At 62.6% G+C, this 21144-nt stretch carries 21 protein-coding genes; 7 read left to right on the top strand and 14 right to left on the bottom strand.

Features of this window, described 5'->3' with window-relative positions:
• Nucleotides 1–45 precede the first annotated feature (45 nt).
• The 3 genes from uraH to FGL86_RS03775 all read right to left on the bottom strand — a co-directional run bounded on the left by uraH (nt 46) and on the right by FGL86_RS03775 (nt 5262).
• Nucleotides 46–459, bottom strand: a complete 414-nt coding sequence (gene uraH / locus FGL86_RS03785) for a hydroxyisourate hydrolase (protein WP_147183347.1) — start codon at nt 457–459, stop codon at nt 46–48.
• Nucleotides 460–596: 137 nt separating this feature from the next.
• Complete coding sequence (locus FGL86_RS03780) at nt 597–2294, bottom strand: putative Ig domain-containing protein (RefSeq protein ID WP_147183346.1); 1698 nt, start codon at nt 2292–2294, stop codon at nt 597–599.
• 4 nt (nt 2295–2298) lie between these two features.
• Nucleotides 2299–5262 carry a hypothetical protein gene (locus tag FGL86_RS03775; protein ID WP_147183345.1) on the bottom strand — a complete coding sequence of 988 codons (2964 nt, stop codon included), beginning with the start codon at nt 5260–5262 and terminating at the stop codon, nt 2299–2301.
• A gap of 285 nt (nt 5263–5547) precedes the next feature.
• Here FGL86_RS03775 and FGL86_RS03770 point away from each other — a divergent pair, with 285 nt between their 5' ends.
• From FGL86_RS03770 to FGL86_RS03760, 3 genes are all read left to right on the top strand, one after another.
• Nucleotides 5548–7206, top strand: a complete 1659-nt coding sequence (locus FGL86_RS03770; protein ID WP_186764467.1) for an EAL domain-containing protein — start codon at nt 5548–5550, stop codon at nt 7204–7206.
• 14 nt (nt 7207–7220) lie between these two features.
• A complete protein-coding gene (locus FGL86_RS03765) occupies nt 7221–7658 on the top strand; it encodes a BLUF domain-containing protein (RefSeq protein ID WP_147183343.1) in 438 nt (145 codons plus the stop codon).
• Nucleotides 7659–7763: 105 nt separating this feature from the next.
• Complete coding sequence (locus tag FGL86_RS03760) at nt 7764–8537, top strand: glucose 1-dehydrogenase (protein WP_147183342.1); 774 nt, start codon at nt 7764–7766, stop codon at nt 8535–8537.
• Between the two features lie 89 nt (nt 8538–8626).
• Here FGL86_RS03760 and FGL86_RS03755 read toward each other — a convergent pair whose 3' ends face one another.
• The 3 genes from FGL86_RS03755 to FGL86_RS03745 form a co-directional block, all read right to left on the bottom strand.
• Nucleotides 8627–9049, bottom strand: coding sequence for a type II toxin-antitoxin system VapC family toxin (locus FGL86_RS03755; protein ID WP_147183341.1), 423 nt, complete (start codon nt 9047–9049; stop codon nt 8627–8629).
• Complete coding sequence (locus FGL86_RS03750) at nt 9046–9294, bottom strand: FitA-like ribbon-helix-helix domain-containing protein (RefSeq protein ID WP_246131722.1); 249 nt, start codon at nt 9292–9294, stop codon at nt 9046–9048. Before FGL86_RS03750 ends, FGL86_RS03755 begins: the two co-directional genes overlap by 4 nt.
• Before the next feature lie 178 nt (nt 9295–9472).
• A complete protein-coding gene (locus FGL86_RS03745) occupies nt 9473–11290 on the bottom strand; it encodes an aminopeptidase P family protein (RefSeq protein WP_147183339.1) in 1818 nt (605 codons plus the stop codon).
• Nucleotides 11291–11433: 143 nt separating this feature from the next.
• Here FGL86_RS03745 and FGL86_RS03740 point away from each other — a divergent pair, with 143 nt between their 5' ends.
• Both FGL86_RS03740 and FGL86_RS03735 read left to right on the top strand, forming a co-directional pair.
• The gene (locus tag FGL86_RS03740; RefSeq protein WP_147183338.1) at nt 11434–11787 is read left to right on the top strand and encodes a Lin0512 family protein; all 354 of its coding nucleotides are present in this window, start codon (nt 11434–11436) and stop codon (nt 11785–11787) included.
• Complete coding sequence (locus tag FGL86_RS03735; RefSeq protein WP_147183337.1) at nt 11780–12169, top strand: Lin0512 family protein; 390 nt, start codon at nt 11780–11782, stop codon at nt 12167–12169. The genes FGL86_RS03740 and FGL86_RS03735 overlap by 8 nt, the downstream gene beginning before the upstream one ends.
• A gap of 14 nt (nt 12170–12183) precedes the next feature.
• Here the strand turns inward: FGL86_RS03735 and FGL86_RS03730 are convergent, their stop codons facing one another.
• The 5 genes from FGL86_RS03730 to FGL86_RS17890 are packed head-to-tail and all read right to left on the bottom strand — an operon-like array spanning nt 12184 to nt 15504.
• A complete protein-coding gene (locus FGL86_RS03730; protein ID WP_147183336.1) occupies nt 12184–12894 on the bottom strand; it encodes a glycosyltransferase family 2 protein in 711 nt (236 codons plus the stop codon).
• 45 nt (nt 12895–12939) lie between these two features.
• The gene (locus tag FGL86_RS03725) at nt 12940–13539 is read right to left on the bottom strand and encodes a class I SAM-dependent DNA methyltransferase (RefSeq protein WP_147183335.1); all 600 of its coding nucleotides are present in this window, start codon (nt 13537–13539) and stop codon (nt 12940–12942) included.
• The gene (locus tag FGL86_RS03720) at nt 13536–14285 is read right to left on the bottom strand and encodes a PIG-L deacetylase family protein (RefSeq protein ID WP_222433791.1); all 750 of its coding nucleotides are present in this window, start codon (nt 14283–14285) and stop codon (nt 13536–13538) included. The genes FGL86_RS03725 and FGL86_RS03720 overlap by 4 nt, the downstream gene beginning before the upstream one ends.
• Nucleotides 14282–15346 (bottom strand): acyl-CoA dehydrogenase family protein, encoded by a 1065-nt coding sequence (locus FGL86_RS03715; protein WP_147183334.1) that lies wholly within the window; start codon nt 15344–15346, stop codon nt 14282–14284. The genes FGL86_RS03720 and FGL86_RS03715 overlap by 4 nt, the downstream gene beginning before the upstream one ends.
• Entirely contained in the window at nt 15343–15504 is a 162-nt protein-coding gene (locus FGL86_RS17890) for a hypothetical protein (protein WP_186764466.1), read from the bottom strand. The genes FGL86_RS03715 and FGL86_RS17890 overlap by 4 nt, the downstream gene beginning before the upstream one ends.
• Here FGL86_RS17890 and FGL86_RS03710 point away from each other — a divergent pair.
• Nucleotides 15499–16197: a response regulator gene (locus tag FGL86_RS03710; RefSeq protein WP_147183333.1), complete on the top strand. Its 699-nt coding sequence runs from the start codon at nt 15499–15501 to the stop codon at nt 16195–16197. The two genes, FGL86_RS17890 and FGL86_RS03710, sit on opposite strands and share 6 nt — an antisense overlap.
• The gene (locus FGL86_RS03705; protein ID WP_147183332.1) at nt 16194–17498 is read left to right on the top strand and encodes an ATP-binding protein; all 1305 of its coding nucleotides are present in this window, start codon (nt 16194–16196) and stop codon (nt 17496–17498) included. The genes FGL86_RS03710 and FGL86_RS03705 overlap by 4 nt, the downstream gene beginning before the upstream one ends.
• Before the next feature lie 2 nt (nt 17499–17500).
• Here FGL86_RS03705 and dsbG read toward each other — a convergent pair whose 3' ends face one another.
• The 3 genes from dsbG to dsbD all read right to left on the bottom strand — a co-directional run bounded on the left by dsbG (nt 17501) and on the right by dsbD (nt 21098).
• Complete coding sequence (gene dsbG, locus FGL86_RS03700) at nt 17501–18292, bottom strand: thiol:disulfide interchange protein DsbG (protein ID WP_147183331.1); 792 nt, start codon at nt 18290–18292, stop codon at nt 17501–17503.
• 71 nt (nt 18293–18363) lie between these two features.
• Nucleotides 18364–19185, bottom strand: coding sequence for a prolipoprotein diacylglyceryl transferase family protein (locus FGL86_RS03695; protein ID WP_342780073.1), 822 nt, complete (start codon nt 19183–19185; stop codon nt 18364–18366).
• A complete protein-coding gene (dsbD, locus tag FGL86_RS03690) occupies nt 19182–21098 on the bottom strand; it encodes a protein-disulfide reductase DsbD (RefSeq protein ID WP_147183330.1) in 1917 nt (638 codons plus the stop codon). The genes FGL86_RS03695 and dsbD overlap by 4 nt, the downstream gene beginning before the upstream one ends.
• Between the last annotated feature and the right edge of the window lie 46 nt (nt 21099–21144).

The raw sequence follows: 21144 nt of genomic DNA, 5'->3' as shown, positions 1-21144 counted from the left end.
GGCGACAAGGATACCTTCTGCTCCTTGCTGCCTCATTCAATGGTTTTAGTTACCGCGATAGGTGAAGTAGCCGTAGGGGCTCAGCAGCAGCGGGATGTGGTAGTGCTGGTCAGTGCTCTCGACCTTGAAGGGCACCGGGATTTCCGGGAAGAAGGTATCGGTGCCCTGGGCGTCGAAGTAGTCGCCGGTCTCGAAGGTCACGCGATAGACGCCTTCGGTGAACTCTTTATCTTCCGGAAACAGCGCGCTGATGCGTCCGGAATCCTCTTCGGTAGTGGCCTGGTTGAGTGTTTCCCAGCCGCTGTCGATCTTCTTCTCCAGAATCACTTCGACGCCGCCGGTGGGCTTGCCGTTCTGGATATTGAGCACGTGCACGCTCAAGGGATTATCCGCCGCCTGGGTCAGGGTGGCGGTGCCCAGCAGAGTCACGCCGGCGAGGGTGGACGTCAGTAGTTTCATAAAGCTCTCTTTTCTTGATCAAGGTCGAGTTTGATGTACAATCGCTGTAACAGTATGCGGCTTGTCGCGCCGTCACTTCAAGATTGCGGCTTTGCAACGGGTAATGTCGGTAAGGCACGCTAGGCTAGGAGCTTTGCTCACACGACTTCCACTGCGTGGGCGGAGTCGGCGGCTTCCTCGTTGGAGCGACTTTCCTCGCTCTCCGCGTCCCTGGCGCGCCCCGCGTCTTCCATCTGCTGTTCCGCTTCGTTCGCCTTTTCGGCCTCTGCGTCTGCTTTCGCCTGTTCCGCATCCCTGGTTGTCTCATCGGTCGCGGCATCACGGGCGGCCTCGTGATTCTTCTGGGCGGCTTCGGCGGCGTCCTTGTTTGCTTTCGCCTTGCGCCGCCGGCGCTCCTGCCTGGAAACCTCTTTCGCGGCCGCTTTGCTGCGTTCATCGGCCTGGCGTGCCACTTCATGCAATGACGACTGCGCGTTCGCTGACTGGGTCATGTCGTCGAGTGCAATGTTATCCGGGTCGTCGTTTCGGCGGGCGTCGCTGCGCCTGGCATCGGCGGCGGCCTCCGCCTTGGATTGCGCATCCTTCTTCTGCTGCCGACGCTTGAGTTTGTGAAAGAGCATCGCCGAGGCGAATGCCGTTGCAACCGCCACCACGTTCATCGATACCGAGGCAACATTGACGGGTGAGCGGTTCGCGGCAATCGAAAGACCCATGGAACGCTTGGCCGTGGCGCCCTTGGCATCGTCAACCTGGATCGTCAGGCTGAAGGCGCCGTCCTCCGTCGGCGTCCCGGTGATGGCATCCTTGCTTAGCGCCAGGCCTTTCGGCAATTGACTCTGGGTCTGCCAGGTGTAGGGTGCGGTGCCGCCGCTGGCGACAAGGGTTTGCGTATAGGTCGAGCCGATGACGCCGGCCTGACAGACGGCGGTCAGAATCTCGAGATCGCTCGACTGCGGGAAATCCTCGTAGCGCCCGCCGATGGCATTGATTGGGATATCCGTGGCGGTGCCGGCCTGCGCATCAGCGACGATGGCGCCCCGAAACGTCTTGTTGCCGTAGGCATCCAGGGCAAACTTGATCCGCCCCTTGCTGGTATTGGCGGAGTTCGCTCCGCTCTCCCAGGACAGGATATTGTTCGCGAAGCTTGCGCTGACAGGTCCGTCGTAGTCCACCGAGCCACTTGGGTCGAGGACAAGATCCGGGGGCACGAACTCTACCGTTGCGCCCTCGGCGGACACGCGGCGAACGCCGTAGTGACCGGCCCAGAACGCCAGGCTATCGACGGCCTCGTCGTCGCCGGTGACCGCCGCCTTGCCGTATACCCCTCGCTTGCCTTTCAGCCCCTTCAACTCCTTACCTGCGGTGGGCGTGAATGTTCCTTCGCAGATCGGCCCGAAGTAGACGGCGGGGTCCGTGGCCTCGAGGCCGACGTTGCGAAAGGTCAATTCACCCTTGCTTTCATTGGCCGGGGCCGTTCCGGTGGTGTCCCAGCCAAGGGTCGCGTCCTTGATCGTATAGCGATGAATGGGTGCCGCATCGAACCATACGCCGGCTTTACGCACTTCGAGAACATGACGCTCGTCATCATCGGCGGTGTAGAGGCTATAGACACCGAACCAGGGGATCAGGCTGGTATCGAGCAGCTCTTCATAGACCTCGATCAGCGTCGCCGTATCCGTGAGATAACCGTGCTGGAACAGAAAGGCGTCCGCGTCGTCGAGAGGCGTCGTGCTGGGTACCAGCGACACGCCGAGCTTGTAGAAATCGTCGGCGAGAATCGGGTCGAGGGTGATGGCTTCCCAGAACCGCTGGGCTTCGGTTTTTTTATCGGTCATGGGACTAGGCTCCGTTCTTGACGCGGTAATGGCCGGAGAAATCGACTTGAACCGCCGTCACATCGCTTAGATCCAGGCCCTCGTTCGTGGGATCGTTCGCGTCCGCGGCGGTGATCTCTATGTTCCAGTCGGTGAAAAGGCCCAGGGTCGCGTAGCCGCCTCCGTCCAGACGCCCTTCGTCCGGTTGCCAGGGATAGGCTTGCCGGGCCGGTACCGCCAGATCGAGCGTCAGAGGAATGCGGTACGCATCATGGGTGAACTCCAGTGTATGGCCCTCGGGTGTCACGAACCGGTCTGGATTGCCATGTCGCACGGTGATAGCGAGATGGCCCTTGGTGGTCCTGGCGCCAATGAAGCGAGGATGAACGTGGGTCACGCGGATATCGGCGAAATCGGAGGTGTTGAGAGGAACGAACTCGCCCTTCCCACCGGGGCTGGATGGGACTGTCGAAAAATCGAGCGCATGGTCCTTGCGCAGCGCGGCCAGCATCGCCGGGCTGTCGATGGTAACGCTGACCTGGGTTGGAAAGTGGGGGGTGCCGAACGCCGTATAGTCGCCCTTCAGGTGATTCTTGATGGCCGTCTTGGACGTTTGCAGATCCGACAGAACGATATCCATGTCCGCCGGTGAAAATGACGACGGCTGGCTGCCTTGCGTCCACAGCAACTTGTCCTGATAGGTATCGAAAGCGATTCTGGGAACACTCAAAAATTGAAAATGGTAGGCCTGATAGGCCTGGTAAACGGTCACCATCGCCTCGTTGCGAAGTTCCTGATAGATCGCCCCAAGATAGCTGGCGAGCCCGGCCAGGGTCGGGTCGCTCGCCTGGGCCGTCTTCGCCCGCACATCGGTGATGCGCTGGCGCAGCGCGATGAGCTCACCCCCGGCGGCGCGCAGGCCGTGAATGGCGGTGTTGTACTCGATTGCCGTTGCGCTGCGCAGACGAAGCTGGCGTTTGAAGTCCTCGATCTCCGAGCGCACCGCAGTCGCGGCGGGAATACTCTGCGGCAGCTTGTCGAGCCAGGTCTCGAAGTCGGTGAGGCGAGTGACCAGCGCGGTATTGCCGAGATCCTTGCCGGATAGGTTGTACGCTTTCACCGCGGATGCGCGAATATCTTCCGACAGCTGCACCGTTTTTGTGATCAGGTAGTCCTTGTTGATCTTTACACCGTCCACGCCTTCGATCTTGGTGGCGCTGTCGTAGAGAAGCTGCCCACCGGCGACGACACCCATCGCCTCGTCCGGGGAGAAGGCGATAGATTGCGCCGCCTTGAGGACGTCGTCCATTTCGCAGGCGAAATACTTTTTCAATTGGCTCTGCAACGTCGTGTCGATCGATTGACGCAATGCTGTTCGAGCAGCGTCAAGCGCGGTTTCAAGGCTATCCAGGCGCGTCACCGCGGCGTTGAGCACGTCGGTCAGACCCGTGATTCGCCCGGATAGGCGAGACTCCTGGGTCTCTAGCGCGCTCAACACCTTGGCGTGGTCGATGGCCGCCTCGCTTGAGCTCTCCATTGCGGCGACCATGGTCTGAAAGGCGGTTTCGATCTCGCCGAAGGCGACGCTCTGGGTCTTCAGCGTGGCGCGAAGATCGTCCAGGCCGACCCGCGGGACATAGTTGGGCGGTTCGCCGAACACGGTCCAGCCGGAGTCCAGTGAGTACCCCAGACCGTCCGCCTGTCGCTTCAGCCCTCTGAGCCGCAAGTCCTCGGCGGTGGGATTGGGCGAGTCGGTGACCGGGATCGCCGAGGACATCCACCCCAGACGATCCTTCAGCCAGATCTTCTCGTCGTGGTATTTATCCTGATCGTCATCGGGGGCCGGATAGCAGTGGAAGTAGATATTCTTGGTCTTCTGCAGCAGCTTCAGCCAGAACGCGGAATCGGCTCCCAACTCGTCCGGGGCGATCTGTTTGACCGTGACGGTACCGGCCTGGGCCACCGGCTGCACCACAGGTTGGAGCAATGCGCCCTTTTCGCCTTGTTTGCCGCTGGGCATCATTGGAATGGGAGTCGGGGCTTCGTTACGCCATGTCGTCGGCCATCTAATGTTAACGTTTACCTTCTCCCGACGGGCATATCCCATGCCACCAAAACCGCCCTTGCCGCCGACGGCCGGGGCTTTCGGGTCGGCTCCGGAATCGCCCACGGCTGCATCGACAGTGGGGGCAGCCTTGGGTGCCTCGACGGAGACGAATTCGCAGTTGCCGCCGGCGCCGCCCGGAAATCCCAGCACCCCAGCGCCGCCCTTTCCACCATCGCCACCGGCTGTGACCGGCCGTGTCACCTTCCAAGGTCCGTGCGTAAAGCCGTTAAAATCTCGTTCCTCGCTTCCCATCGTTCCAGTCTCGCCGGGCGCCCCGGCCTGGCCGTTGAAGCCGGGCGCGCCCCGCCCGCCCTTGGCGGATAGGCTCACGGCGCCCACAGAGTCGTCCAGGCGTTGACATCGAACCTCGATATGACCGGCCTTCTTGCCGACACGTTCTTGCACGACGCTGGCCTTCACCGCGCCGTTCTCGATAACGCTCTGGTTGGATTCATCGACGGCATCGGCGCCGTCATTGCCTCCCCGCGCCTTGTCGGCCGTAGCATTGTTCTTCAAGCCCGTTGCCGCCGGCACTGGCGCAATGTCCTGCGCCGGAGACGGTGGCGTGGTGTTGATGGTCACATCGGCGGTCTTAGCAGAAGCAGCGACAGGGGCCGCCGCCAGCGTGTTGACGACGATCTTCACGCTCTTTCCCGGCGCAGCGATCTCCTTCCAGATCGTCAGGTGATCCGCATAGATCAGGAGGTTCTTGGTCGCGTCCAGGGTGATGCCCGAGGGCGGCAGGTCATCGTCGGTGGTGGTCGCGATCAGTTCATCGAGGGTTGAATAAACGACCTCCCAGTCTCCGGCCACATCGAGGCCGTTGACGCTGACAACGCCATGAAAGAGCGTCCGGTAGTAATTCGGATCCAGATTGGTCAACGGGCTCGCCACGGCTGTACCCTCTTCGCGCGGACTCCTTTATGCATCCTGCGAAGTCGGACTTTTTGTGAAGAGCACCATGATCCTTTTCGGCGCAGGGGTAGGCAATGGGAGCGGTCGTGGAAAGGGGAATGGCCTGACCCATGCGTTTTACTTTTCGCTTGTTCTTGAGATCAGATTAGTCGCCTCGGCAGGTTAGTCCAGCGCTCTCGACGATTTTTCTCAAGAATGCCGGTCCATGGCCGATAAGCGCTTTATTGATTGATACCGGATCGAGGGGCGCGAGTGAATACAGAGAAAGGAACCTTGCTTGTCAAGAGCCTGGAGCGGGCGAATGTTGGCGTGGCGGTGCTCGACGAGTGGCGCCGAGTCGCCTATGCCAACCCCGCATTCGCCAAACAGCTGAATCTCGGGGAGCCTGTCCAACTGGTGGGCACCTCGCCTCTGGACAGCTGGACCCATAGCGCCGCCGAGGGCCAGGCATCGCTGTTGAAGCGACGCCTGAGTAGCGACGCTGCCTCGACACTGGCGTTGCGCGTTGGCCCTCAGCGTGCCACGACCTTGTATCTCTGTGCCGGCATTGGCGCCCGGCGGCTGATCATTAGCCTGCCGGACTGGCCACTGACGGAAGACGTCTCACGGACGCCCATCAGCTGGCTCGACCCCTTGACGGAGCTGGGCAATCGCTTGATGTACGACAATCAGGTGCGTCGCTGGGCAAGGCTAGAGCGCGACACGTATTTTCCGGCGGTGATTTTGCTAGACCTGGACCGCTTCAAGCAGGTCAACGATACCCTGGGCCACGCTATCGGTGATGAACTGCTCAAGCTTGTCGCCAAACGCATGCGCTCGACGATACGCGAAAGCGATATGCTGGTTCGCCTGGACGGCGACGAATTTGCCATCCTGCAAAACGAAAGCGTGCAGCCGGATAGCGCGGAAGCGGTAGGCGCGCGTCTAGTAGAGCTGATGCAGCGACCTTTCTTGATCGAGGGGCATCAGATCAACAGCAGTGCCAGCGTCGGGGTGGCGATACGCGGACATGGCACCAGGAAAGCGGAGGAGCTGCTCAAGCACGCGGACCTGGCACTTTACGAAGCCAAGCGCCTGGGGCGCTCGCGGCTGTGCTTCTTCGATCCTCAGCTGGAAAGCCGCGCCCTGGCGCGACGCAATCTCGAGCTGGATCTGCGTCGAGCCTTGGGACTACGGCAGTTTTCCCTGCTTTATCAACCGCAAAAGTCCATTTCCGGTAACAGAATCAGCGGTTTCGAGGCGTTGATTCGCTGGGATCATCCTAGTCGCGGACGCGTCTCGCCGGTGGATTTCATTTCCCTGGCGGAGGAGATCGGCGAGATTCACCCTATCGGTGAATGGGTGTTGAAAACCGCCTGCCGACAAGCCACGACCTGGGATAGCCAGCTGAGCGTGGCGGTAAATATTTCACCGGTGCAGTTCGAGAACGATGACATTGTGAACGTCGTCGCCAAGGCTCTCGAGACCAGCGGCCTGGCCCCGGAGCGGCTAGAACTCGAAATCACCGAAAGCACCCTGCTGGGGGATTCCGACGAGGTGATGAGACGGCTGTGGGGAATCAAGGCCATGGGCGTGAGTATCGCCATGGATGACTTCGGCACCGGCTACGCGTCCCTGAGCTACCTCAATAGCTTTCCCTTCAGCAAGCTCAAGATCGATCGCACCTTCCTGCAGCAGGCGGAACATTCGCCGCGTTCGAAGGCTTTGATGAAAGCCATTCTATCCATGGGAGAAAGCTTGGGCATGGCGACCGTCGCTGAGGGAGTGGAAACTCTCGATCAGTACGAGGAACTGTCCCGGGGCGGCTGTACCACTGCTCAAGGCTACTACATCGCCAGGCCCATGGCGCCGGAGGCGATCGAGGAATACCTGCGCTCCTCCCGTCCGACGTCTCTGACGCTGGTGAAATAATCGGGGATATTGTCATGCAGGATACGCTTTACCGCTTGATATACGTTAGCCGTAATGGCATCACCGAAAATGACGATATCCTGCGCGAGGAAATTGCCGGCATTCTGGACTGTTCCCGGCGAAACAATGCTCACGCAGGAGTGACCGGCGCCTTGATGTTCAACAGAGGCTGCTTCGCTCAGGTGCTGGAAGGTCCTCGAGATGCAGTACAGGAAACCTTCGAGCGTATCCAGTGCGACGAGCGTCATTCCCACGTCAGCGTGCTCGCCTTCGAGACAGTCGAAACCCGCGGCTTCTCTCATTGGGCCATGGCCTACGTGGGTGAAGACAATGCGAATATCGATGAATTCGCGGGCTTCGCCGAAGAGTCCGGCTTCGAGCCGGAAAGACTTGCCGGCGAGCAGGTCTACGAACTGTTGCAGGCGCACCTGCTGGAGGCGGAGCACGGCTGAAGCGGGCGATAAAAGAACGACTCATTCCAGCCGGTGTCCCAGGGAGCGTTCGGCGCAACCGCTGATTCGGCGAACGAACAACCAACGCTCGATCAAGGAGGAGCGATGAAGACGAATGATCTGCTCAGTCTCAAGGACAAGGTGGCCATCGTCACCGGCGGTGGCAACGGCATAGGACGCGGCTCGAGCCTGATGCTCGCCGCTCACGGCGCCACAGTAGTAGTGGCGGACCTCAACACGGAAAACGCCCGTCGTGTGGTCGAGGAAATCGAGAACCAGGGCGGCAGCGCCCTGGCGGTATCCTGCAACGTGACGAAGGACGAAGACCTCGTCGCCCTGGTGGACAAGACCGTGGAGACTTTCGGCGGCATTCACGTGCTGGTCAATAACGCCGGTGGCGGCGGCGCCGGCCGGGAAAGCCCCCTTGATATCGACGTGGAGCAGTTCGCCGGCGTTTTTCAGCTCAACGTCTTCAGCATCTGGCGGCTGTGCCAGCTGTGCGCCCCGCACATGAAGAAAGCCGGCTACGGCTCCATCGTCAACATGTCGTCGATGAGCTCGATCAACAAGAGCCCGGCGATCAGCGCCTACGCCTCCTCCAAGGCGGCGGTCAACCATATGACCGCCAACCTCGCCCACGATTACGGCCCGGAAATTCGCATCAACGCCGTGGGCCCCGGCGCGGTACGCACCGATGCCCTCGCTTCGGTGCTGACACCGGAACGGGAAAAGGAGATGCTCAAGCACACTCCGCTGGAACGGCTCGGCGAGGTGGAGGATATCGCCGGCGCGGTGCTCTACTTCGCCGCTCCCATCTCGAAATGGGTCAGCGGCCAGGTGCTGTTCGTCAATGGCGGCGGGGTGCAGACGCTGGATTAGAAAAAGCTGGCTATGTTGGTGAGCTATTAACCGTAGACCGATTGATAGAAGGAGATAGTCTCCGCGCTGCGGAGACTACCTTAGCAGCACTATTCTTTCCATTCCCACGGATTGATTACATCGACGTTGGCCGCTTCAAAGGGAGCCGTATCACGAGACGCAACCTGAAAGCCTCGTGATACGGCAATAGCCGCAATATAGCCATCCGGTATCGGAAAGCCGCGCCCGGCAGTTCTGGCCGTAACAGCCAGCTCGGCGTACTGGCGTGCGGCGGTTGGATCAAAGGACAGAATGCGATCCTTGAAAAGTGCCATGAGCCCGTCCAGGGCAACAGTCAACGTATCCTTGCGCTTGCCATTGGGTAGGGCTGCAATGCCAAACGACAACTCGGCCAACGTAATGCTGGACAGATACAGCATTCCGGACACTTGAGCATTGAGCCATGCTCTTACCGCCGGGTGAGGGCCGGGCTTCATTGCCTCGGAAATGACGTTGGTATCCAGTACGATCATTCGAAACTCACTGGCTCTGCCGCTGTGTTATCGCGCATCTGCTCAAGAACAGCGAAATCCTCGTTGGTCAGCCCGACCTTGCGCCCCAGTTCCGCCAAGGCATCCCCCATGGGAATGCTTCTTTCCGACTGCGTAGCTTCTTCCAGAATGGCACGGACCTCAGCTTCCGCGCTGCGGTTGTGCCGCCTGGCCCTCGCTTTTATAGCGCTGTGTACGTCATCAGGGATGTTCCTGACTGTCATCATGCCCATGGCTCGTTACCTCACACTGTATGCACAAATAAACTGAATGTAATCGCAATGCATTCAAATCTAGCCATTGTGCATTCACTGCGCAAGTTAGAAGCTTTGACATCCCTGAATTTATAAATAACGCCAGCACTTTGCCTCTGATAGAAACGCCGGCCAGTGCCGGCGCTCCTCTTTAGATCGCCTTCGTACGTTCCTCCAACCAGTCCAAAGCTGCGCCGGAGAGCTTGGGCGCAAGGCGCTCGCGAACCTCGGCGTGATAGGCGTTGAGCCAGTCGATCTCGGATTGGTCGAGCAGGTCGCGCTCAATGCAGCGGGTGTCGATGGGGCAGAGGGTCAGGGTCTCGAAGCGCAGGAAGTCGCCGAACTCGCTTTCCGGCGCTTGACGGTTGGCCGCCAGATTCTCGATACGTACCCCCCACTGGCCGGGTCGATACACCCCGGGCTCGATGGAGGTGATCATGCCTTCGCGCATGGCGGTGTGCGGCGCCGCGGAAGCGGAGTAGGCGATCACCTGGGGGCCTTCGTGGACGTTGAGGAAGTAGCCGACCCCGTGGCCGGTGCCGTGGCCGTAGTCCCGGCCGGCGGTCCACAGCGGCGCCCGGGCGATGGCGTCGAGCTGCGGTGCGGGAATGCCTTCCGGGAAGTGCGCTCGCGATAGCCCGATGGTGCCCTTGAGCACCAGGGTGAAATCTTCCCGCTGGGCGCTGCTTGGCTCGCCGATGGGAATCACTCGAGTGATGTCCGTGGTGCCCCCCAGGTACTGGCCGCCGGAGTCGATCAAGAGCAGGCCATCGCCCTGGATCACGGAATGCGCTTCCTGGGTGGCATGGTAGTGTGGCAGGGCGCCGTTTTCGTTGAAGGCGGCGATGGTCGAGAAGCTCAGGCAAACGAAGCCATCCCGGGCCTTGCGCTTGGCGGTCAGGCGCTTATCCACGTCGAGCTCCGTGGGGGTCTCGCCACTCGCCAGGGCCCCCTCGAATTCGCTGAAGAACTCGCACAGGGCCGCGCCGTCTTCTTCCATCGTCTGGCGCACATGTTCCAGATCCTTCGCGCTCTTGCAGCCCTTGGCCAGGGTGCTGGGCTGATAGGCTTCCACCAGCGCCGCGCTTTCCGGCAATGCCTGGCGGGTGCCCAGGGTGATCTTGGCCGCGTCCAGCAGCACCCGGCTATTCTCCGGCAGCGCTCCCAGTCGCTCCTGCCAGTCCGCATAGTCCGCAATCTCGATACCGTCCTGGACGAGATCTCGGGTCAGCGTCTCGTCGAGCTTGCCCGGGGCGATGAACAGGGTGGCCTCGCTCGCCCCGATCAGCAGGTGGGCGAGAAACACCGGATTGAAGTCCACGTCCGCGCCGCGCAGCTGGGTCAGCCAGGCGATATCGTCCAGGGTGGAGAGCAGGTGCCAGTCCGCGCCGTGATCCGTCATGGCCTTGCGTAGGTTGGCCAGCCGTTCTGCCCGGGTACCATCCACGTATTTCTCGGGATGGGCGTAGACCGGCGCCTGAGGCAGACTCGGACGATCCGGCCAGATCACATCCAGCAGATCCAGGTCGCCGCGCAGCTTGATGCCCTTCGGCGCGAGGCTTTCCTCCATCTGCCGGGCGTTGGCCAGGGACACTACCTGAGCATTGAAGCCCAGGGTAGCGCCGTCGGATAGCTGAGCCGCCAGCCATTCGATGGGCGCCTTGGCCTGGCCCTGCTTGAGCTTCATCAGCTCGATGCCGCTGCCTTCAAGCTGCGTTTCCGCCTGCACCCAGTAGCGGCTGTCCGCCCATAATCCGGCGGCGTCCTGGGTGATGGTCAGAATGCCTACGGAGCCGTCGAAACCGGACAGCCAGGCTCGGCCTTCCCAGTGCTCCGGCAGGTATTCGGAATTGTGCGGATCAGAGGAGGGCAGCCACCAGGCATCGATGGCATGCTCGCGCATGGCCGCGCGCAGGGCGGCCAGTCGCTCGGCGGGGGTGTTGATGGAGACGGTGTCGGAATCGGTCATGAATCAGGCTCCAGTACCATGATGAAAAGTACCATGATGAAGACAGCGACAAGATCACACGGATTGCCTATGCTGCCGAATGAATCGCGATACGACGACATTACGGGATATGGTTCGCGAGCGAAACGAAATCAGGAGGCAAGATGGCCAAAAAGCGTGTGGTAACCGAGTTCGGCATGGGCACGTCCCTGCGTCGGGAAGACTATACCGAGGCGGCGTCTCGCGCGATTCGCGATGCGCTTTGGCATAACTCCTTGAACGTGGCGGAGCTTTTCGATTTTCCCAAGACCGCGATGATCATCGACGTGGAGGTGGGGGTGCAGAAGCCCGAGGAAGTGGACAAGGACGCTCTGCTGGGCAATTTTCCTTACGGCCAGCCATCCGTCGAGGTGGTGAAGGGCGGGCTCGACGTGCCCAGGCCGGACGGCAGCGGCGTCACCGTGATCGCCAACGTCGCCCTCAAGGTTTCTTTCGACATGGAGCCGGCTCATGGCTAACGCATCACAACAACGCGAAAAGCGCGTCATTCTCGAGATGGGCACCGGCAACGACTTGTACGGGCTCGACTACACCAAGGCTGCCAGCCGTGCGATCCAGGACGCCCTGCATCATTCCTCCATCGTGCTGTTCAAGTCCCTGGGCTACGACCATACCCTGATGCGGGTGCAGGTCACCATTGGCGTGCAGGAGCCGGACAAGGTGGATACCCAGGCTCTGGTTGCCGAACTGCCCCGAGGACGAGCGGAAGTCACCGCGGTGCAGGGCGGATTGAACGTCGAGGATCCGGAGCAGGACACCACCCATGTCATCGCCACCGCCGCGGTGGAGGCCTTCCTGCCGGACCTGGCTCAGGATTGGCGGCTGAGCGAAAGCCCATAAGTTCCGGCGAGGCTTTAGGGCAGCGAGGTAGGCAAGCGCGAACCCGCTTGCCCTTCATCTCGCCAATTCGCAGCCTGCAGGGACTTGAGCAGTGCCCCGAGCCCTTCCGGCGCTCGGGCCTCACAGCGGGCGCTGGTGGTCACCCGGGGGGTCTCGTCCCAGGCGACATGAAAGCCCTGGGCTTCCAGGGCCCGCACCAGATGAACGTCCTCATGGGCGGGAAGGGGTTCGAAACCACCCACGGCGTGGTAGGCCTCGGCGCTGACCCCCAGGTTGGCGCCATAAATACGCTGTCTGCTGCTACGGCGCAGGTGTTTCAGGTAGCGCCGACGCTGAATGATAGGCAACTTTCGCCAGCCTTCCAGCCGGATACCGCCGCACACCGCGTCGCTGCCGATAGCGCACTGCGCTGACAGCCAATCGCGGCTCACCACGCTATCCGCGTCCGTAAAGGCCAACCAGCGCGCCTGTCGTTCGAGTAACCATTGAGCGCCACGGTGCCGAGCAATACCCACGTTGGCCTGGCGGATTTCCAGCGTCGTGACCGGGTAGTTCGCGGCAATCAGGGCGGAAGCATCGGTGCAGGCATCCAGCACCAGAACGATTTCCACCGCTTTGCGTTGGTAGAGGTGATGGCGGGCATGTTCCGCCGCCGCGCAAAGGGCATCCAGGCAGCGAGAGAGATAGTCCTGCTCGTTATGCACGGGTACCACGATACCGATCATGGAGTACACCTCCTTGTGTCGTTGATGTTCTTGTTAAGCCAGGATTCAGATCAGCCCTTCCCGCCGGGCCGGGGAGCGCTCATCCCGGGACCACAGCTCGAGCAGTAAATCCTTCTCTCGATGCCGAGCCAGGCAGGGCAAGCCAAGTTGTCTCGCGAGTTGCCTATGCACCTCGTCACCACCGAGTTCCCCGCCCTCGATGGGGTGACGCCAGTGACAGGCCAGCAGCTCGCCGTCCGGTGCCAGGCTGCGGGAGACCTGCTCGATGACGCGCCGCAAGCCGGCCCGATCGAGAAAATACCCCAGCTCGCTGAAGACGATCAGATCGAAGCGGCCCTGGGGCCAGGCTTCCGGAAGCGCATGGCATTCCAGGCGCGCCTGCGGATAGCCTTGCAAACGGCGCTTGGCGGCATCGATGGCGCTTGCGCTTACGTCCCAGCCGAGAAAGGCGTCGCAGCGCTCGACCAAGGCTTCGCTCAACACCCCGATGGAACAGCCGGGTTCGAAGATGCGCGGGTAATGGCGGCGGGTGAGCATGGCCAAGGTCAGGGCGCGCTTGCGGCTTTCATACCAATGGCGCTCGTAGCCCCAAGGGTCCCGATGGGTGGCGTAGAGCCGCGCGAAATCTTCCGGCGTGAAGCTCATAGGAAGACTACCTCGAAGGGACGCAGCAGCCGGGCCAGGGTCGCCGGCGTCAGGATCGCGCCTTGGCCGGTAGTTGTATCCGGCGACAGCTGGCTGGCGTGGGCGCCAATGGCGGCGCGCTTGGCCTCTTGTTGGATCTGGCTTAGCGGAATGCGTCGGGCGCGATGCCAGGGTACCCGCGAGTCGCCCGGCGCTGACCAGTGCCAGGTCCAGATCGGCAGTTCGATCAGGGTGCAGCCCTTGCGTTCGGCCACTTCGGCACAGGTTCGGCCAGTGGCTTCGTGGTCCGGATGGCCATCCTGACGCCAGGTGGTCAGCAGCACATCGTTAGCGCGCAGCCGCGCTTTCAGCAGGCTAGCCAGCTGCGTTCGCTCCATCTCGACGCGGGTATCCGCAATCCCCGCGCGAATTACCGGCACCCGGCCCAGCCCCAAGCGCTGCATGGCCTGGGCGCTCTCCCGGGGGCGCACCTTGGCCAGACGCTGCGGCGGCCATTGGCGGGAGCCGGGGTGGCTGCCGGTGCCGTCGGTCACGCCGATCAGCAATAGCTCCCGATCCAGCGCGGCCAGCTGCATCATCAGGCCGGCGCAGCCCAATACCTCGTCGTCCGGATGCGGCGCCACTACCACGGCGCGACACTCCGGCGGTACCAAGGTGGCAGCATCGACTCGAGGCCAGGCTTCCATCGCTGGCCAGGCAGCCCAGTGGCTTTCCGGAGTGCCTTCGCCTACGATCCGCCGGCTCACGGCGCTAGGCTCCAGCGCGGGGTTGGCGCATCTTCCAGCAGTGCCCGGCCCAAGGCTTCCAGATCCCGCTGTCCGTGGCTTTGGCGGACGAATACCGGCAGGTCGGCCATGCGCCGGGCGAAGGCCGGGTCGCGACAGTAAGGGCCGGCGCCCAAGGCGCGACCGACATGATGGATAACGGTTTCCACGCTTACCTCGATACCCGCCCGGGCACGCAGGGCCACGCGCTTGGCGCTTGCCTGAGGATGGGCGTCGATCCAGGCGGCGGTGTCCCGCAATAGCGCCGCGGCGCTTTCCAGGGCCACATCCACCGCGCCAAGATGGGCCAACAGATGGGCGTCGCCGCCCTTCGTTGCCCGTTCGTGCAGGTAGTCGCCCAGCCGACGCGCGCCGCCGAACCAGCAGGCAGCGATACCGGCGCCTCCCTGCCAGAATCCCGAGCGTTCGAGATAGCCATCCGTCGGGCCGACCAGCCAGGCACGAGCTTCGTCGAAGACCACCTCCATGCTGGCGGTAGCCGCCATGCCTACCGCTTCCCAGCCTTGATCAGTAATCTCCACACCGGGCCGATCCAGAGCCACCGCCACCAGACGCTGGCGATCTCCCTGCCAGGCGGTCATCAGACCATGAGACAGCACCGGCGCCCCGGAGCACCAGGCCTTGCGTCCGCTGATCCTAACTTCCTGGCCCGAAGCATCGGCGTCGTGAGGGGCGATGACGACCCGAGCAAACGGCGGCTCCGCCGCCCACATGCCCCACTGGGCGTCCGCGGGCACGTCATGCTCAGCGCCCAGTTCGGCGATGATCGCCAAGGCGTCTGTATGTCCCTCGAACAGCTTGACCAAGGCAAGATCGACCGCGGCCACCTCCGCCAGGCTCTGCCAGCGCTCCAGGGTAGCGCCGTGGCCTGGCCGTGGCAGCCGGTCGGCGTGTGCATCGGTCAGATGAGACAGCGGCGAGGCAAGGCCGGCCACTTGGCCGGCGGGAAAAGAAAATGTCTCTTCCATCTGGGTGATGATACGCCGACGTTGCTCGCTGGACGTAACCTTATCCTGGGTCATGAGCATTCCTTTGCATCGAGCAGTTCTTTTTGGCCGGGCGTGGTTTTATCCTGCCAGCCCTGGTCGGGCAGGACGATAACCTGGATTATCTTTGTCTTATCATCGCCGATGGCGATCGTATCGTTATAACGCAAATAGAGGAACTGTCTCTCATGCATGTGTTGCTGGTGGAAGATGACCCTCTAGTAGCCTCGGGCATCCAGGCGGGGCTCGAGTCCCACGACTTCACCGTGGATCACGTCGATGGGCTAGAGGCGGCCCGTCGCGCTTTCCAGGCGCTACCCAGCGATATCGTCGTGCTGGATCGCCGCCTGCCGGAAGGCGACGGCTTGAGCCTGCTCGGGGAATGGCGCGCTGCCGGCGTCACCACGCCGGTACTGCTGCTGACCGCCAGGGATAGCGTCGAGGATAGGGTCGCCGGACTCAACGAAGGGGCGGATGACTATCTGATCAAGCCCTTCGATCTGGATGAACTGGTGGCCCGGCTGCAGGCGCTGCTGCGCCGGGCGGCGGGACGCTCCAGCCCGACCATCGAGCATGGGCCGCTGCGTTTCGACATCCAGGCGCGCAGCGTCAGCGTGGCGGGGCAGCAGGTCGCCCTGGCGCGCCGGGAACTGCTGCTGCTGGAAGCCTTCCTGCAGGCGCCCAAGCGAGTACTCTCCGCGGAACAGCTGCGGGCCAGCCTGTACGGCCTGAACGACGAGACGGAAAGCAACGTGCTCAATGTGCACATTCATTACTTGCGGCGCAAGCTGGGCAGCGGCGTGATCGAGACGGTGCGCGGCCTGGGATACCGGCTCGGCCCGCCGGAGGCGGTGCGGGCACCCGAGCCGGACGGAGCCCGGGCGTGAAACTGCGTACCCGCCTGTTGCTGACCCTGGGGCTGACCCTGGTGCTGCTGTGGGGAGTGGCGGCGGCCTGGCTGATGCAGGACCTTCATCGGGAGGTCGAGAAAACCCTGGATCACCGGCTCGCCCAGTCCGCCCGCATGGTGGCGGGGCTGATGGAGCAGCTGCCGCCGGATACCTGGACGACGGCGCGACGCAATTTCTCGATTCCCGCTACCCAGGGCCTGGCCTGTCAGGTGATCGCTCCCGGCGGCAAGGTGATCGCACGCACCCATGTGGAGCTTGATCAGCTGCTGTCCAGCGATCGTCCCGGCTATGCCTATCGGGACATGGACGGCGCCACCTGGCGGGTCTTCACTCTGCGGCGTAGCGGATTGACGATCACCACTGCGGATCGCTTGGGCGAACGCAATCGGTTGCTGCGGGATGTAATCACCGTGGCGGCGGTGCCCTTCGTCGTTGCCCTGCTGGGTAGCCTGGTGGCGATATGGTTGGGGGTGCTGCGGGGCCTGCGTCCCTTGGCGCGATTGCAGGAAGGCTTGAGGCGGCGGAACCCGGAAGACCTGGCACCTTTGCCGGTGCAGGGCCTGCCCGGAGAACTGCATCCGCTGATTCAGGCCTTCAACGATCTGCTCGCGCGCATTCGCCGCACCATCGAGCGGGAGCAGCGCTTCACCGACGATGCGGCTCACGAACTGCGCACGCCATTGACCGGCATCAAGACCCATCTGCAGGTGGCGCGACGGCTCGAGGGAGACGCGGTTCAGCAGGCCTTGAGTCAGGCAGAGCTCGGGGTCGGTCGACTGGGGAGCACGCTGGACCAGCTACTGATGCTGGCTCGGGTGGAAGGTCGGGCGGGCTTCGGTGCCGAGACCGCCAGCTCCCTGGCGGAAGTGATGGCTCTGGCCTTGGCGGACTGTGGTGGCGCACCCGAGCGTTTCGAGTTGCCGGCGACCTGGCCGTCGGTGCGCCTGGCGCTGCCTCGAGAGCTGGCAGTCACGGCGATGCGCAACCTGATCGTCAATGCTCTGACCCATGGCCCGGGAGATCGGCCGGTTGTTCTGGAGGCTTCGTGCTCGGATCAGCACTGGATTACCGTCACGGTGCGCGATGCGGGCAGCGGACCGCCTCAGGAGGCGCTGGCTCATCTGGCCGAGCGCTTCTGGCGTGCCGGCAAGCAGCAGGGCAGCGGCCTGGGGCTGGCGATCGTCGCCGCCATCGCTCAGCGCGCCGGGGGCGAGCTGAGCTTCGCCACCCCGGCACAAGGCGGCTTCGAAGCCCGGCTGATCCTACCTGTCGAATAGGCTCAAGGCCTGGCGCTGCCCATTACCTCTTCCATCTTGTCTCCCTGGGGGACGCCCTGAGCGACCCCGACCTCGTCGCCATTCCGGTAAAAGATCGTCGGAGTGGCGTAGAGCTCGGCGTCTTTCATCAGCCGGTTGTTATCCTCCACCTTTTCCTTGGCCGTTTCCGTGGGCTGGGACGTGGGTTTCTGATCGTCTTCCAGGTAGTAATCGTTCAGCGCCTGTTCGGGGTCGTCCGCAGCCAGCAGGGCGGCGGCCTTGTCCGAGCTGTCCGGACGCAGGATGCCGATCATGATATGGCGCATCTGCACGTCGCCGGATTCGATCCAGGGCCGTGCTTCCTCCCAGAATTTCTTGCAGTAAGGGCAGTTGGGATCGGTGAACACGTACAGGATTCGCGGGGCGTTCTTGTCGCCATCCTGGATCCAGGCGCTGTCTTCCAGCTGCGCCCAGTTCTCGGCGTTCTTCGGCCCGCTGACGAGCTTTTCCAGGGGCTCGCTGGAAAGGTTGTTGCCTTCCGCGTCGATCAGGTTGCCGATAATCGCGTGCTTGCCGTCGCCGGTGAGATAGACCGCCATCGGCTGACCCTGCACGCTGGCGGCGTAGCCGGTCAGATCGCCGGGTGCCTCGAAGGTACCGTGCACTTCGAGCCCTTGAGTAGTCAGAAACTGAATCGGCGCGGGCAGGTTCGAGGATTGCTCCTGGGCCTGCGCCTGACCGGTTATCAGGCCAAGCGTCAGCAGGCCAGCGGTCAAGGGTAGAACGAGCCGCGAACGGCAAAAGGTAGGACTCATGCAAGTTCCTCTTGTGGATAGGCGGTTGAAGGGCAGCGAATCAACCGTATGAATGAAGCGTGGAGACACGCTCAGCGAAGCTGCTCAAGACCTCGGGCCAGGGTTGCCCTGGAAAGCTCGCCGAAGTGGGTATCCACCAGTTGCCCCCGGGCATCGTAGAACAAGGTGGTGGGCATGCCCATGGCGCCGACCCGCTCGCCCAAGGCCAAGGGAGGATCGAGCAGCACATTGTCGAGGCCAAGAGATTCCTCGTTCAGATAGACGCGCACCCGAGACGAGGATTCTCCCTGGTTAACGAAGACGAAGGTCACTGCGTCTTCCCGCCGTTGCGCCTTGCCCAGCAGCGGCATTTCCCGACGGCAGGGCGGGCACCAGGTGGCCCAGAGATTGACCACCATGGGCTCGCCGGTCGACTCATGAAGCGTAACGAGATCCGTGCCCCGACCGTCGAGAGTTTCCAGGGCGATGGCCGGCAACGGACGGGATTGATCGACCATTATCATCAGGCTACCGGCGGTGACGCCCCATATCAGCAGGCCACTGACCAGGGCACCAATGAGCGCGCGACGCTGCGCCGGAACGCGGTAGAAACGCCAGGCAGCGTAAGCCAGCCCGGCGATCAGCCCGCCGAGAATATCGAAGCCGCCATCGCGGATATCCAGCATCTCGAAGGGGCCGGTGTAGCTGTCCCAGTAGCGCGCCAGGAAGGCCAGGCGGGCGCCGATTATCGCTACCAGAAGCGTGGCGAACAGGGTATCACCGATGCTGGTACGCTGCCGCCGGCCTAGTAGTGCTCCGACCAGCAAGGCGACGAGAAAGGCAGCCAGGATCAACAGCCGCCCCAGGCTGATTGCCACTGGCCCCAAGGCCACACTCTGCTCAAGCATCGTCATGCCGGATCTCCCGTGGCGGATAAACCGTCTCGAGCCTGTTCCAGGCGCTCGAGAAATTCCTCGGCGCTCAGCTCACCGATCACTCGCAGATCGCGACGTTCCTCGCCATCCGGACCGAAAAGCATCAAAGTCGGCGGGCCCAGCACCTCCTGGTCGCGCATTATCGCCTGATCGGTGGGGGTATTTTTCGTCACGTCCTCGCTTAGACGCTGCACCTGAGCCAACGCCTGCTGTACCCGGGAGTCGCCGAAGACTTCTTTCTCGATCACCTCGCAGGAGATACACCAGTCCGCGGTGAACTCCAGCAGGGTCCACTGATCCTGATTCGACGCCTGGATCAGACGCGCCTGCAGTTCCTTCTGACCGTCGATGATCTCGAAGGGTAGAGGAGCGCCGCCGGTTGGCGCCACGGACTGGCCGCCGCCGCTGCCAGCCAGGAATGCCAAGGGCTGGAACGGGTCTTTACTTCCTCCGGCGGCGCCGACGATCAAGACAATTCCCCAGAGACCAAGGACGGCGCCGGCGCTGCGGCTGATCATGGCCAGGGGCATGGTTTCTTCGTCCGGGGCGGTTTTTGCCATCTGCCAGAGCGCCAGGGCCAGGCTGAGGATCAGCGCGCCCCATAAGCCTAGAACGATTGAACCCGGTAGCACCCGATCGGCGAACCAGATCGCCATGCCCAGCAGCACGAAGCCGAACAGGGCGCGAACCCTTACCATCCAGGAACCCGGGCGAGGCAGCAGCCGGGGACCGATCATGCCCACCAGGAGCAAGGGTGCCCCCATGCCCAGGCCCAGAGCCAGGAGCGCCAGGCCGCCCTGCCAGGCGTCACCGCTCTCGGCAATATACAGAAGCGCTCCCGCCAGGGGCGCGGTCATGCAGGGACCGACCAGCAGCGCGGAGAGCACCCCCATGGCCGCGGCACCGCCCAGATGGCCGCCGTGTTGACGCTGCTGGATCTGACCCAGACGGTTACGCAGGAACGTCGGCAGATTCAGCTCGAAGAGACCAAACATGGCCAGAGCCAGCACCACGAAGAGCCCGGCGAAGGTACCGATGAAGATCGGATTCTGGAACAGCGCCTGGAGATTGGCGCCGGCCAGAGCGGCGGCGACCCCCAGCAGCGAGTAGGTCAGCGCCATGGGAATCACGAAGGCCAGGGACAGCACCAGCCCGCCCAGCATAGGATGCTTGGCATCACGCTGACTCCCCACCACCAGGCTGGAGAGGATCGGGATCATCGGCAGCACGCAGGGCGTGAAGGTCAACAGCAATCCCATGCCGAAGAACGCCGCCAGAAACCACAGAGACTGGCCATCCGCCAGCTGCGCGGCCAGACGCTGATCTTCTCCTAGAGTGTTTTCGCGAGGATTTGTTGAGGTCTCGGCTGCCTCCGACGTTTTATCGCCTTCGTCGCTGGCAACGTTAGAGCCGTTCGCGAGGCTTGCCAGCAAGGCATCAGATGCTTCGGGTACCTCGTCAAGCTCGATGCTGCGTCGCTGGGGCGGATAGCAGAGTCCCGCCTCGGCGCAGCCCTGCCAGGTCAGAGTGGCGCTTCGAGCGCCGTCCAGCGCGGCGCGCAGGGTCACGTCCCGGTGATACACCTCGGAACGTCCAAAATACTCATCCTCGATGATATCGCCGTCGGGAAGATTCAGCTCTTCAATGGCGCCGTCGGCGGTTTCCACGCTCAGCCGCTCGCGATACAGATAGTAGCCCGGGGTCACCTCGAAGTGCGCGATCAGCTCATTATCCTGCTGGCCGAGGTCTAGCTTGAAGGCTTCATCCGGCGGCAGAAACTCCTGGGCTTGAGTCGCCTGAATCGTTCCCAGCGCCATCAGCATTATCAGCGCCAACGGCCATAGCCAGCGCTGAACCGCGCTGACGCGATCGGCAGCTATCGCAACTCCCATGATTGACTCCTCAAACGAGTTTTGCCTTTAGCATGCCTGAGGCGGA

The organism is Pistricoccus aurantiacus (assembly GCF_007954585.1).
Taxonomy (GTDB): domain Bacteria; phylum Pseudomonadota; class Gammaproteobacteria; order Pseudomonadales; family Halomonadaceae; genus Pistricoccus; species Pistricoccus aurantiacus.
Note: the sequence above shows the minus strand (reverse complement) of the source record. Positions and strands in the feature narration are given on the sequence as shown.

What these genes read in the sequence shown, in the direction of transcription:
- uraH (WP_147183347.1), bottom strand. Translation starts at nt 459, where the DNA reads ATGAAACTACTGACGTCCACCCTCGCCGGCGTGACTCTGCTGGGCACC.
- FGL86_RS03780 (WP_147183346.1), bottom strand. Translation starts at nt 2,294, where the DNA reads ATGACCGATAAAAAAACCGAAGCCCAGCGGTTCTGGGAAGCCATCACC.
- FGL86_RS03765 (WP_147183343.1), top strand. Translation starts at nt 7,221, where the DNA reads ATGCAGGATACGCTTTACCGCTTGATATACGTTAGCCGTAATGGCATC.
- FGL86_RS03760 (WP_147183342.1), top strand. Translation starts at nt 7,764, where the DNA reads ATGAAGACGAATGATCTGCTCAGTCTCAAGGACAAGGTGGCCATCGTC.
- FGL86_RS03755 (WP_147183341.1), bottom strand. Translation starts at nt 9,049, where the DNA reads ATGATCGTACTGGATACCAACGTCATTTCCGAGGCAATGAAGCCCGGC.
- FGL86_RS03750 (WP_246131722.1), bottom strand. Translation starts at nt 9,294, where the DNA reads ATGATGACAGTCAGGAACATCCCTGATGACGTACACAGCGCTATAAAA.
- FGL86_RS03745 (WP_147183339.1), bottom strand. Translation starts at nt 11,290, where the DNA reads ATGACCGATTCCGACACCGTCTCCATCAACACCCCCGCCGAGCGACTG.
- FGL86_RS03740 (WP_147183338.1), top strand. Translation starts at nt 11,434, where the DNA reads ATGGCCAAAAAGCGTGTGGTAACCGAGTTCGGCATGGGCACGTCCCTG.
- FGL86_RS03735 (WP_147183337.1), top strand. Translation starts at nt 11,780, where the DNA reads ATGGCTAACGCATCACAACAACGCGAAAAGCGCGTCATTCTCGAGATG.
- FGL86_RS03730 (WP_147183336.1), bottom strand. Translation starts at nt 12,894, where the DNA reads ATGATCGGTATCGTGGTACCCGTGCATAACGAGCAGGACTATCTCTCT.
- FGL86_RS03725 (WP_147183335.1), bottom strand. Translation starts at nt 13,539, where the DNA reads ATGAGCTTCACGCCGGAAGATTTCGCGCGGCTCTACGCCACCCATCGG.
- FGL86_RS03715 (WP_147183334.1), bottom strand. Translation starts at nt 15,346, where the DNA reads ATGACCCAGGATAAGGTTACGTCCAGCGAGCAACGTCGGCGTATCATC.
- FGL86_RS03710 (WP_147183333.1), top strand. Translation starts at nt 15,499, where the DNA reads ATGCATGTGTTGCTGGTGGAAGATGACCCTCTAGTAGCCTCGGGCATC.
- FGL86_RS17890 (WP_186764466.1), bottom strand. Translation starts at nt 15,504, where the DNA reads ATGCATGAGAGACAGTTCCTCTATTTGCGTTATAACGATACGATCGCC.
- dsbG (WP_147183331.1), bottom strand. Translation starts at nt 18,292, where the DNA reads ATGAGTCCTACCTTTTGCCGTTCGCGGCTCGTTCTACCCTTGACCGCT.
- FGL86_RS03695 (WP_342780073.1), bottom strand. Translation starts at nt 19,185, where the DNA reads ATGACGATGCTTGAGCAGAGTGTGGCCTTGGGGCCAGTGGCAATCAGC.
- dsbD (WP_147183330.1), bottom strand. Translation starts at nt 21,098, where the DNA reads ATGGGAGTTGCGATAGCTGCCGATCGCGTCAGCGCGGTTCAGCGCTGG.